General features: G+C 38.1%; 13 protein-coding genes. All 13 read right to left on the bottom strand.

The genetic code is table 11. The annotated features are described in order from the left end of the window. Nucleotides 1-3: 3 nt before the first annotated feature. The 13 genes from O3793_RS06710 to O3793_RS06650 all read right to left on the bottom strand — a co-directional run bounded on the left by O3793_RS06710 (nt 4) and on the right by O3793_RS06650 (nt 11893). Entirely contained in the window at nt 4-381 is a 378-nt protein-coding gene (locus O3793_RS06710) for an iron-sulfur cluster biosynthesis family protein (protein WP_371446350.1), read from the bottom strand. 49 nt (nt 382-430) lie between these two features. Beyond that, the gene (locus O3793_RS06705; RefSeq protein ID WP_371446349.1) at nt 431-985 is read right to left on the bottom strand and encodes a DivIVA domain-containing protein; all 555 of its coding nucleotides are present in this window, start codon (nt 983-985) and stop codon (nt 431-433) included. A 13-nt stretch (nt 986-998) separates the two neighbouring features. Beyond that, complete coding sequence (locus O3793_RS06700) at nt 999-1790, bottom strand: RNA-binding protein (protein ID WP_285251830.1); 792 nt, start codon at nt 1788-1790, stop codon at nt 999-1001. A 3-nt stretch (nt 1791-1793) separates the two neighbouring features. Further along, entirely contained in the window at nt 1794-2060 is a 267-nt protein-coding gene (locus O3793_RS06695) for a hypothetical protein (protein WP_371446348.1), read from the bottom strand. A 14-nt stretch (nt 2061-2074) separates the two neighbouring features. Beyond that, nucleotides 2075-2521 (bottom strand): cell division protein SepF, encoded by a 447-nt coding sequence (locus O3793_RS06690; RefSeq protein ID WP_371446347.1) that lies wholly within the window; start codon nt 2519-2521, stop codon nt 2075-2077. Then, nucleotides 2521-3204, bottom strand: a complete 684-nt coding sequence (locus O3793_RS06685; protein WP_371446346.1) for a YggS family pyridoxal phosphate-dependent enzyme — start codon at nt 3202-3204, stop codon at nt 2521-2523. Before O3793_RS06685 ends, O3793_RS06690 begins: the two co-directional genes overlap by 1 nt. Next, nucleotides 3204-4493: a cell division protein FtsZ gene (gene ftsZ / locus O3793_RS06680; protein ID WP_285251826.1), complete on the bottom strand. Its 1290-nt coding sequence runs from the start codon at nt 4491-4493 to the stop codon at nt 3204-3206. The genes O3793_RS06685 and ftsZ overlap by 1 nt, the downstream gene beginning before the upstream one ends. Before the next feature lie 24 nt (nt 4494-4517). Next, nucleotides 4518-5846 carry a cell division protein FtsA gene (gene ftsA, locus O3793_RS06675; RefSeq protein WP_371446345.1) on the bottom strand — a complete coding sequence of 443 codons (1329 nt, stop codon included), beginning with the start codon at nt 5844-5846 and terminating at the stop codon, nt 4518-4520. A 129-nt stretch (nt 5847-5975) separates the two neighbouring features. Then, nucleotides 5976-6833, bottom strand: coding sequence for a cell division protein FtsQ/DivIB (locus O3793_RS06670; RefSeq protein ID WP_371446344.1), 858 nt, complete (start codon nt 6831-6833; stop codon nt 5976-5978). Nucleotides 6834-6850: 17 nt separating this feature from the next. Then, on the bottom strand, nt 6851-7954 hold the full coding sequence (gene murG, locus O3793_RS06665) for an undecaprenyldiphospho-muramoylpentapeptide beta-N-acetylglucosaminyltransferase (protein ID WP_371446343.1): 1104 nt from the start codon (nt 7952-7954) through the stop codon (nt 6851-6853). Nucleotides 7955-7971: 17 nt separating this feature from the next. Next, the gene (murD, locus tag O3793_RS06660) at nt 7972-9330 is read right to left on the bottom strand and encodes a UDP-N-acetylmuramoyl-L-alanine--D-glutamate ligase (protein ID WP_371446342.1); all 1359 of its coding nucleotides are present in this window, start codon (nt 9328-9330) and stop codon (nt 7972-7974) included. A gap of 91 nt (nt 9331-9421) precedes the next feature. Then, nucleotides 9422-10378 carry a phospho-N-acetylmuramoyl-pentapeptide-transferase gene (gene mraY / locus O3793_RS06655; RefSeq protein ID WP_371446341.1) on the bottom strand — a complete coding sequence of 319 codons (957 nt, stop codon included), beginning with the start codon at nt 10376-10378 and terminating at the stop codon, nt 9422-9424. Between the two features lie 15 nt (nt 10379-10393). Next, nucleotides 10394-11893 carry a UDP-N-acetylmuramoyl-L-alanyl-D-glutamate--2,6-diaminopimelate ligase gene (locus O3793_RS06650; protein WP_371446340.1) on the bottom strand — a complete coding sequence of 500 codons (1500 nt, stop codon included), beginning with the start codon at nt 11891-11893 and terminating at the stop codon, nt 10394-10396. Between the last annotated feature and the right edge of the window lie 12 nt (nt 11894-11905).

Below are 11905 nucleotides of genomic sequence, written 5' to 3'. Positions count from 1 at the left end.
TCCCTAGCCAACGAAATCGATATTCAGTTGCATCGATAATATCCCTGCTTCACTCTTCAGATAGAAGCCGTATTTATCCACGCTATAATCAATCACATTATGTTGATCAAACATCATCGCATAGTGACTTGCAAAAGCCATTTCCCCAATATTTGTCTCAAAAATTTGGTCATACTTTGGAGGCAGAATCTCATTTTGCTCTTTTTTTAATACCACTAAATGATATTTATCGTACACTTGGCAATGGCATCCAACCATCCCTTCATAAAAAGGACTATCTCCATCGACATAATCCATGACAAAGAACACATCTGTTAAGCCGCGTTCTTTTTGCATTGCATCTAACTTATTTTTTGCTGCTTCAGTGACTGTAAAGTCCATAATCATTCCTCTTCCTATCAAAAAAGGAGACCAGTGTCCCCTTCAATGATTATTGTTCTTTTGATTCTTCGTTTTCAGAGTTTTTAACACGATCTTTGATAATAGCATCAAGTGATGGTGGTGTCACTTCGATGTGAGTTGGTGTATTTAATACGATATCCCACTCTTCGTTTTTAATCATGTCTAATTGTGTTTGTGTTAAGATTTGAAGACGTTGACGGAAAATACGTGTTTCTTTCTTAATTAAATCTGTTTCACGGTTAATTTCTGTTGCTTTTTCAGCCGCTTCTCTCAACATTGCTTGTGCTGCTTTTTCAGCTTCAAACACGATGATTTCAGCGTCTTTACGTGCGTTTTCGCGAAGACGATCTGCTGCTTCTTGGGCAACAAGGATTGATTTATTCAATGTTTCTTGAATTGAATTAAAGTATTCTACTTTTTCTTCGTTGAATTTGACGCGTTTTTCTAAATCTTTGTTATCACGAATTAACGTTTCTAATTCTTTCTTCACTTCTTCCAAGAAGTCATTTACTTCTTCTGGATCGAAGCCTTTGAATTTTGTTGAAAAGTCTTTGTTATGAATATCGTTTGGTGTAATAGCCATTGAAAAATCCCCTTTATTTTTTATTCTTTTCTAGTAATCCTAGTTCTACTTTAATCTTATCTTTCTTTGTACGCCCTTCAATCTTTTGAATTTGAAGGCGACCATATCCACGAATGGATACAATATCTAAAATTTCCAGCATAAAGTCAGGTCTGTTCTCTTCGGTCCAGTTCACCTTTACTTTACCACTTTCAATCATTTCTTTTGAACGCTGCCTTGACACATTAAATACGGAAGCAATCACCGTATCGAGTCGAAGCGAACTAACGACCGTTTGTACCGCAGTCCAATGATCCACCGGTACAATCAACTTCGTATAGTCGACTTCTTCAAGTCGGACAGCCACTTTCCCAATCTTTTCTAACTGTTGTCTGATATATTCCTTCATATTTTGAGCGCAGAATAATTGCCAGTCTTCTCCGTTTGAAATAATATCGCCAATCAAGCTACGGTCAAAGCCAAGGCTCATCAGTGACCCTAGAATCTTTCCATGCCCAAGTGTCGCAAATTTCTTCGGATATTGAATATGAAATAGAGCATTTTCGAAATCCTCTGATGTTGGCTCATAATATTCCGGACAAATCATACAACGTTTCCGTTCAGCATCAATATACCCGCCATCAAAATAATAACGAACATCGTCATATTGACCTACAATCGCCTCCACAATAAACTGTTGGCGCGGATCAAGATAATTCGTCAATACAGGCGCGTATTGCAAACGGACCTCTTCTACCCATTCTTCCACTTGTTTAAGAAAAGACAATTCCTCTTTTCTAAAGTGTTGTTCTACACCATTTCCCATTTTTTATACCCCAAAAATTTTTGCGACAATAAATAATAGTACTCCTACAGAAACGTAAATCGTTAAAATAGACGTTACTAATGCTAAACTATATTTTCCAAATCGTACATCTTTAAATAATGACACATACGGACGGCAACAAGCATCTAATAAGTCCGCCAAGAACATTGGAAGATATAGATGCCAATAAATATTTAATCCATAAAGGATTAGCATAAATTGATAAATTCCTGCTACTGTTATTATCATTCTAATAATTTCTAAGCCCACTAAGTTACACTCCTCTAAAATTCAGTGTGATGGAAGGTTTCAACCATCTCGTCATCAAAATTTCCTTGTACTTGGAAATTTGCAGGAGAACAGATGAAGATTTCATCTCTCACCTTTTGTACGTCTCCATTAATAGCATACGCCACACCGACTACAAAATCAATGACGCGTTTAGCATCTTTTGGTTCCATACGTTTAAAGTTAATCAGCACGGCTTCTCCCTTTAAAAGAGCATCTGCAATGCGTTCCGCTTCAGAATACACGCTTGGTTCCATTACATAAATCTTAGAAGTTTTCTTCACTCCAGGACTTTGGAATGGAACAACATTTGACGTATTTCTTGAACGTGTTTCTGGAGCTGTCTGTGTTACAGGTTCTTCATAGTAATCCATTTGATTGTCTTCTTCGTAGTAGTCACCTTCTGGACTTAAGAAGTTTTTTAAACTATTCATGAATCCCATTAATCTTCCTCCCTTTCAAACCAGCTTGTACCAATTCGAATATGCGTCGCACCACATTCAATCGCAGTTTCAAAGTCTCCGCTCATCCCCATGCTGAGGTATAACGGTACTTCTAATTTTTCTTCTTTCTCGATTGTTTTAGCCATTTGTGCTAAACGCGAAAAAAAGAAGCGAATTTCTTCATCGCTTGCGTCAAATGGTGCCATCGTCATCAAACCAACAATACGAATCTTCTCATATTGTTTGCTTGATCGGTAAGCATCCAGTGCCTCTTCGGGTGTGAATCCATGCTTAGACTCTTCCCCAGAGACATTAATTTCTAGCATACAATCTAATGGGTGCTCGAGGCGTTTCTCAATCTCATCCATAATCGAAAGACGGTCAATAGCATGAAATAAATCGATACGATTTATAACTTGCTTCACTTTTCGTTTTTGGAGTGGCCCGATTAAATGCCAGATGATGTCCTCTTGCGGAAATTGTTCTTGTCGTTCTAATAGCTTTTCGACACGATTCTCCGCAAAATGTCGAAATCCTAAATCGTACATTTCTTGAACCTCGCGAGCGGTACGATTTTTCGTTACAACAATCGGACAAACTTCCGTAGATAGTCTATGAACTTGGTTACAAGAAGATGCAACCAAGTTCATAATACGACTTACATTCTGTTTAATGATACTCATTAATTTCTGTTTCTTTTTCTGAAGAATGGCGGAGTATCTAATCCATCATTTTCAGTTTGTTTTGGCTCAACTGGAGCTTCTACGAAGTTGCTTTGTGCGAATGGTGAATCTGCTTCTGTTGAAGAAGTAGTTTCACGTACAGTTGTTTCGCGACGGATATCCCAGTCTCCAAACAAATCTTTTTCAGGTTTCTTTTCTTCCACTGGTTGTGGTTTAGAAGGAACTTGTTTTTCTTGGAAAGTTTGAGGGTTATTTCCTAAATCTTTGCGAGTCGCTGTGCTATTCGCGAATGGTGAACGACTAGCGCGCGTTGCTGACTTTTTTTCGTGCTTACGCTCCTCGTCAATTCCTGTTGCGATAACAGTAACGATTACTTCATCACCTAAGTTTTCATTGATAGAAGTACCGAAGATAATGTTTACTTCACTTGTTGAAGCTGCTGCTACGATATCTGAAGCATCTTGCGCTTCGAATAATGTTAAGTCAGAGCCACCAGTGATGTTTAATAGGATTTGTTCTGCTCCATCGATAGATACTTCTAATAATGGTGAAGAAATAGCTTTCTTCGTAGCTTCTGCAGTACGGTTTTCACCACTTGCAACACCAATACCCATTAATGCTGAACCTTGATCTTTCATCACTGTCTTCACGTCAGCGAAGTCCAAGTTTACGTAACCTGGTGCAGTGATTAAGTCAGAGATTCCTTGTACCCCTTGACGTAATACGTTATCTGCTTCACGGAAAGCTTCTAACATAGGAGTCTTTTTATCAACGATTTCTAATAAACGGTTATTTGAAATTGTTACTAATGTATCTACGTTTGCTTTTAATTGTGCAACACCTTCTGCAGCGTAGCGACCACGTTTTGGTCCTTCGAAGCTAAATGGACGTGTAACAACACCCACTGTTAATGCACCTAATTCTTTTGCAATACGAGCAACAACTGGTGCAGCACCTGTACCAGTACCGCCACCCATACCAGCAGTAACGAAGATTAAGTCTGCTCCAACTAAAGCTTCGCGAATTTGTTCTTCACTTTCTTCAGCTGCTTTAAGACCGATTTCAGGTAATGAACCTGCACCTAAACCTTTAGTAAGTTTTGGTCCTAATTGAATTTTTGTTTCTGCTTCTGAGTTTCTTAAAGCTTGAGTATCTGTGTTCGCTACGATGAACTCTACACCTTGTACTCCTTCTGAAATCATACGGTTAACAGCGTTGTTACCAGCACCACCAACACCAATGACTTTAATGACTGCGCCATCTAAATTTGTATCGAATTCGAAATCCATTATATTTCCTCCTTGGTTCTCATCTTAATTTTCGTCAATAAACATTTTAAAGAAGTTCTTCACTTTCGCTCCAAACCCTTGTTCTTCACCAGTTGGTTCTTGTTCATACTCTTGTGGTTGTTGAACAGGAGCCGTTGGTTGCACTTGTACAGGAGCACTTTGTGGAGTGCTTTGTACTGGGCGAGGTTCTGTTACCGGTTTACCCTTTTGAGCAATACGGTGAACATCATCTAAGCTTGCAGCGTATTTGATTAACCCCATACTTGTTGCGTAAATAGGATTTCTCATTCCCATTTGCTCTGGAATATAAGTTTTCACTTGTACTCCGAAAATTTCTTGTGCTAACTCTTGAACTCCTGCAAGTGAAGAAGCTCCACCTGTTAACACAATTCCTCCTGGAAGTTTTAATGCATCCACTTGGTCTAGTGCACGTTTTACAGTTTCAAAGGTTTGAACCACACGTGCTTCGATGATTTCTGATAAGTAATGTTCATCTACTTTGACTGGATCCTTCTTACCAATTGTTTCTACTGGGAAGAATTCATCCGCACTCGTTTCTGATGAAATTGCATATCCGTATTCACGTTTAATACGTTCTGCATTTTCAAAGCTTGCATTCAAGATGATTGAGATATCTTTAGATACGAAATCTCCACCTTCTTGGTCCACGAATGAGAATTTTAATTGGTTATCGTGCATTACTGAAGCACTTGTTTGTCCACCACCCATATCGATAAGGACAGTACCAAATTCTCTTTCACCTGGTGTTAATGCGACTTGGCTAATCGCTAATGGTTGGATAACCATTTCTTCGATATTTAAGCCAGCTTTGTCAATACAACGTTTAATATTATGTACGATCGTCTTAGGACCGGTAATCATGCTCGCAAACAATTCAAGACGAACACCAATCATTCCGCGTGGATCTTTAATGCCATCAAATCCATCCACGATGAATTCTTCTGGAATTACAGAAATGATTTCACGCTCAGGTGCTACTGAACGAACTTTCGCTGCGGAAATAACGTTGTATACATCCACATCTGTAATCTCTCTATTTTCACTTGATACGGCAATCATACCGTGGCAAGGTTCAATTGAGATTTGATTACTTGGAATCCCAACGATAACATCTTTGATTTGGATGTTTGATTTTTGTTCTGCTTGACGAACTGCTTTGCGAATAGATTCAACTGTTTCGTCAATATCAACGATGACTCCACGGCTTAATCCTTCTGATTTTTCATTGCCGACTCCAATAATATTTAATTGCCCTCTGACATATTCAGCTACTACAACCTTTATTGAAGTGGTTCCAATATCTAAACTCACATAAATTCCCTGATTTTTCACGTTTATTGAAACCTCCTATACGATTCATTTCTATTTCATTTTTTAAAGTTTATTGATAAGTGATACTCCCTATATTTTAACATAATTTTGTTCACTTAAAAAAACATATGAGCGAGTTTTAAGACTTTTTTATTGAACTGTCGTATCTGGTGTAAAATAGATTCCCACTTCCATATCCACAGTTCCCTTTTTGCCATTCAATTGTTTCGTAATTGATGGATAATACCCTAATTTATCTCCAATATCTTTCAGATTTCCGATGACTCGATTGCCGTCTTTCATCTTCAGATAAATCTTTTGGTGATTTTTCGAATCGTTTGTATACTGAATCTCTACGATTTCACGAATTACACTTGCTGGAACTTTCTCCAGTTGCTTTGCAAGTGCTTGATATTGCGTATCATCTGTAAATAAAGTTAATAAAGGATAATCCTTTGGTGTCGCATCTGATTCCACTTCGATGATTTGACCATCCGATAAAAGCTCATAGGTTTTATCATCACTTTGGTAGTATCCGATTGCTGGATTTTCTTCAATATTCAAACGCATTTTATTCCATGCCACTAATTGTACGGAAGCATCCTTAATTTTTGGACTAGCATTTTTTAACAAATTAGCTGTACGATAACGATTCGCTAAAATGGTCCAGACGCTTTGTCCCTTGGTGATACCGTCGTTTTCTTGGACCAATTCCACTGGAACTTGATTCAACCCTACAACTTCAATATCAGACACTTTCGAAAGTGGTGAAATAAAGTAAATACTCCATCCCGCACAAACAATAAAAATCCCTTTTAAGAGTGTTGCATTCGTAATGCCTTGTGACTTTGGTTTTGTCTTTTTAGGCTTAGGTTCCTTTTTCTTTTTCACCTTTTTTACAGGTTCTTCAGGAACAGTTTGCTCTACTCTTGGAGAATTCTGTTGCGCTAACTCCCAAGGTGTTAGTTCACGTGGAGGAGTTTGTTGTGGTTTCTTTCGATTAAACATATTCTCCTCCTTAATCCTTATTTCACTAGAGAATGAATAATTGTTTCAAGTCGACTTGACGCATCTGTAATTCCCAAGGCTTTTGAATTTTCAGCCATTTCTTTACGTTTGGCTTCATCATTCATAATACGATCGATTTCTGCGACTAAACTTTCACCGTTTAAGTCTTTTTCTAAAATCATCGTTGCGGCGTCTTTTTCTACTAATGACATCGCATTTGCTTCTTGGTGATTTTCAGTTACGTATGGACTTGGAATTAAAATACTTGGTAAGCCAAGCGCTGTTAATTCAATCAATGTTGTTGCTCCACTTCTGCAGACAACAAGGTCTGTATTTTGGAACATTTGCACCATATTATTAATATATGGTAAAACTGTGATATTTTGCAATGGTTTTTTCAAACTTGTAATGAGATTGTTGATTTTGTCATTATGCACTTGTCCAGTGACCATGACTACTTGATAATCTTTTTTCTCGAATTCTTCAAGTGCTTCGATAAATGATTCGTTCATACGAAGCGACCCACGGCTTCCTCCGAAAATCAGTACGATTGGTTTTTCTTTTTGAATACCGATAGATGCTAAGTAAGAATCATCTTTTTGGGCATTGGCTAACTCTTGTCCACGAGGGTTTCCTGTCATAACCACTTTATCTTCATACTTCTTAAAGTCTTTACGAACCGCATCAAAGCAAATTGCAATTTTAGAAACCTTACGTGCTAAAAATTTATTTGTAATTCCTGCTAAGCTGTTTTGCTCATGAATAATCGTTGGAATTCCCATGTTTGCTGCAGCATATAATACAGGCGCGCATACATATCCCCCAGTACCGATAACGATATCCGGCTTGAACTCTTTCACGATTTCTTTTGCTTTAAAATAGCTTGTACAGAAATACCATAATGTTTTAAAGTTTTCTAGCGACAATGAACGAACGATTCCTTGAATCTTGATCGTTTTAAAATCATATCCCGCTTTAGGAACGATAGTACTTTCTAATCCACGTTCAGTCCCTACATAGAGAAACTCTGTTGAAGGGTCTTGTTCTTTCAAATAATTCATTAAGGAAAGAGCTGGATAAATATGACCACCCGTTCCTCCTCCTGAAACTAATACTCTCATCTTTTTTCTCCTATATATTACAGTTTTTCTACTGCGTCAATGAAACAATCACCGCGCACTTCAAAGTTGGCAAATTGATCCCAACTTGCACATGCTGGTGAAAGTAATACAATTTCTCCTTCACGACTAGCTGCATACGCTTTTGGCACTGCTTCTTCTAATGTTTCTACTACGGTTACTGGAATAGATAGTTTTTCAGCAGTAGCTCTTAACTTCTCTTTTGTTTCCCCGTAAACGACCATTTCACGGACATTTCCAAGAGATGGTTCTAATTCTTCAAAACCATTTCCACGATCAAGTCCGCCAGCAATTAATACAACAGATTGATTTGTAAAACTACGTAACGCTGTTTGTGTTGCAATGATATTTGTTGCTTTTGAATCGTTGTAGAATTTACGACCTTCAATAGTCTTCACATATTGTGTACGGTGTTTTACTCCATGGAATGAACGAACCGCTTTTTCGATTCCTTCGTTTGTTGCACCTTGTAATTTACTAATGGCAACCGCCGCCAACACGTTCTCCACATTTTGAACGCCCGGTACTTGAATCGCTTCAAGTGGCATAACTGCTTCTCCATTAAAGTAAATCGTAGTTTCATCAGCATAAGCTCCGTGTTCTAACACAGATTTGCGGCTGAATGGAACTAATGTTGCTTTTGTATGATCTTTAATAAACTCATATAACTCTGGGAAATCCGCATTATAAACGAGGAAATCCTCTTCGGTTTGATTTTTAGTAATTTGTAATTTTGCTTTTACATACTCTTCACGCGTTCCATGATAGTCCAAATGTGCGCTAAAGATATTCACTATACACGCTACTTTCGGACGAAATGCTTCAATTCCCATTAATTGGAAACTTGATAATTCAGTGACATAAATATCTGATTCTTTTGATTCCCCTGCAAGTAGTGATAAAGGAACCCCAATATTTCCGCATGCGAAAGTTCTTCTTTCAGGGAATGATTCCTTCAACATTAAGTTTGTTAATGTTGTAGTAGTCGTTTTCCCATTTGAACCAGTGATTCCAAGTACGGTTCCTTCCATGACACGTTGTGCAATTTCGATTTCCGTATAAACTGGTAACCCCTTTTCGACTGCTTTTGCTACTAATGGATTTGTATAAGGAATCCCTGGGTTTTTCACAACGAAATCAACGGGCTCATCGAGTAGTTCTAGCGGATGTCCTCCTGAGACTACTTTAATCCCTTCGGATACTAATCCTTGTGCGTCTACACTTTCCTCAAGTGGTGTTCTATCATTTACTGTCACATCCGCGTGTAACTGGTGTAATAGTTTTGCTACACTCACTCCACTCTTTGCAAGTCCGATGACTAGTACTTTTTTATTTTCAAATGCATGTGTATTCCGCACAATGATTCCTCCTATTTTTTGTTTTGAATATGTATATGGAGAAAGGCTGGGCAAAAATGACCAGCTCTCCTAATAAAATATGTTAATTCTCTTAAAAGACAAATGCAACGATTAAACCTGCAATAAGTCCGATTGCACTAAATACAGAAACAATCTTCACTTCTTTCCAACCACTCATTTCAAAGTGATGGTGAATTGGACTCATCTTAAAGATACGTTTCCCTGTCAGTTTAAATGAACCGACTTGTAAAATAACGCTAAGTGTTTCCAAAACAAAGATGATCCCTACAAGCAATAATGTCCATTCCTTATGAAGCATAATCGAGATAATCGCAAGACCTGCTCCAAGTGCCAATGAACCAACATCTCCCATGAAGACTTTGGCTGGTTTCCAGTTATATACTAAGAATCCAAGAAGACCGCCGACTACGCAGAAACAGAACGTTGCGATTGAACGTTGACCTGATTCATAGGCAATAAATCCATAAATCCCGTAAGCAATCGTATTTGTTGAAGCTGCTAAACCATCTAGTCCATCTGTTAAGTTTACAGCATTTGAAAATCCAGTAATCCAAATAATCGTGAATAATGCAAAGAAGATAATACTGTTTACTTCGCCAAAGAATGGAATATAAATTAATGGTGCATTGCCACTAAGCAGGTATAACCCCACAAAAATAGCAGATCCAATCAATTGTAATCCAAATTTTTCGTGACTCTTTAACCCTTCGTTTTGTTTTTTAAACACTTTAATAAAGTCGTCTAAGAAACCAATTGTTCCGAAGAAGGCAAACCCAATAACGCCACTTAATAAGACGAAATTGAAGTGTCCAAATACGGCTCCGACAATTAAACTAGAAATACTGATCATACAAAGGAACACAAGCCCACCCATTGTTGGAGTTCCACTTTTAGCTTTATGCCATGATGGACCTTCATCTAATGTAGTTTGACCTAATTGTTTCATCTTCATATATTGAATGAAATGTGGTTCGGCAATGACCGTCGCAAGGAACGCTAAGCCGACTGATAAAATGACTTCGATCATAATCTTCTCCTTCTTCTACTCGTGATGTTGAAAGCCTAATGCTTCTAAACTTGCAATAACTGTTTCTACTTCATTATATGGAAAATACTCATCACCGATTACTTGGTATGGTTCAACACCTTTACCAGCAAATAGTAAGATATCCCCTTCTTGCGCGATTTCAAGCGCACGTTTCACCGCACTTTCTCGATTATCGATGCATTCATAAGCAGTTTGTTCATCTTTTCTTCCTGCTAGAATTTCTGCATAAATCTTTTCAAGTGGTTCATGTCTTGGATTATCCGCTGTTAAAATCACATAATCGGACTTATCAAACGCAATTTCTCCAAGCTCAGGGCGCATACTTGAATCACGGTTACCACCGCTATGACCCATGATTGTAATCACTCGATTTACTTTCACTTTTTCAAGCGTTTCAAGCACATTTTGTAGCCCATCAGGTGTATGTGCAAAGTCGATAATCACTTGGAATGGTTGCCCTTGTTGAATCAACTGCATACGACCACCCACACCAGGGAATCGTTTCATTCTGCTTACAGCACGTTCAAGCGAAATACCATTCACGACCGCTACTGCTAAAGCAGCCAAAACATTATAGACATTAAAGAGTCCAATCATCGGAATTGTTACTGGAAGCTCTTGTCCATTAATTGTTACTGTAAATGAAGTTGTCGCTCCGTTTGTTTGAACATCCGTTGCACGAATATCCGCTTTTTCACTAAATCCATATGAAATCACTTCGCAAGGAGTTGAGTATGCGAATTGTTCATAGTGCTCTTCATCAATGTTTAGAATTGCAACACGTGGTTTTCCATTTTTAGAATGGTTTCCTAATTGTGAGAATAATAAGCTTTTCGCATGCGCATAGTTTTCCATTGTTTTATGCAAATCTAAATGTTCATGCGTCAAGTTTGTAAATACTGCCACATTATAGTCGATTCCCCACACACGACCTAATTGAAGGGCGTGAGAAGAAACTTCCATAATACATGTGTCTCCACCGATTTCTTTCACCTTTTGCAATGTTTCATGCACCGTTAAGATTTCTGGCGTTGTATTTCTTGTTTCGATACGTTCCTCACCAATTTTACGATACATCGTTCCAATCAGTGCAGTTGGTTTCCCTAATTCTTCTAATAAATAGTCCACCATATGCGTTACAGTCGTTTTCCCATTCGTTCCTGTAACTCCAATCATATTTAATGATTCAGATGGATACCCGTAAAAATGATTTGCAAAGAGTGTCATCACACGTGTCACGTCTTTGACATAAATCACAAGTGAATCTCCCACTTGTTCTTTGATAGATTTCGAAGCCACGAACACACTCGCTCCTAGCTCTTTTGCTTTTCCTGCAAACTGATGCCCATCTACCGTTACACCTTCGATACAGAAAAACATAGTATTGGGCACAACTTTGCGCGAATCTTGTGCTAATTTTTCTACAGTGATGCCCTCAAGAGAACCTTCCACTTCTTTAATGACTAACAAGTCCGCTAGTTCTTTCGCAAACATGTTCTTCCTCCT

The organism is Granulicatella sp. 20925_1_28, from assembly GCF_041433575.1.
Classification (GTDB): domain Bacteria; phylum Bacillota; class Bacilli; order Lactobacillales; family Aerococcaceae; genus Granulicatella.
Note: the sequence above shows the minus strand (reverse complement) of the source record. Positions and strands in the feature narration are given on the sequence as shown.

Coding starts and splice junctions, on each gene's coding strand:
- murG (WP_371446343.1), bottom strand. CDS start 7,954: ATGAGAGTATTAGTTTCAGGAGGAGGAACGGGTGGTCATATTTATCCA.
- O3793_RS06690 (WP_371446347.1), bottom strand. CDS start 2,521: ATGGGATTCATGAATAGTTTAAAAAACTTCTTAAGTCCAGAAGGTGAC.
- mraY (WP_371446341.1), bottom strand. CDS start 10,378: ATGATCGAAGTCATTTTATCAGTCGGCTTAGCGTTCCTTGCGACGGTC.
- O3793_RS06670 (WP_371446344.1), bottom strand. CDS start 6,833: ATGTTTAATCGAAAGAAACCACAACAAACTCCTCCACGTGAACTAACA.
- ftsZ (WP_285251826.1), bottom strand. CDS start 4,493: ATGGATTTCGAATTCGATACAAATTTAGATGGCGCAGTCATTAAAGTC.
- O3793_RS06650 (WP_371446340.1), bottom strand. CDS start 11,893: ATGTTTGCGAAAGAACTAGCGGACTTGTTAGTCATTAAAGAAGTGGAA.
- O3793_RS06710 (WP_371446350.1), bottom strand. CDS start 381: ATGGACTTTACAGTCACTGAAGCAGCAAAAAATAAGTTAGATGCAATG.
- O3793_RS06700 (WP_285251830.1), bottom strand. CDS start 1,790: ATGGGAAATGGTGTAGAACAACACTTTAGAAAAGAGGAATTGTCTTTT.
- O3793_RS06685 (WP_371446346.1), bottom strand. CDS start 3,204: ATGAGTATCATTAAACAGAATGTAAGTCGTATTATGAACTTGGTTGCA.
- O3793_RS06705 (WP_371446349.1), bottom strand. CDS start 985: ATGGCTATTACACCAAACGATATTCATAACAAAGACTTTTCAACAAAA.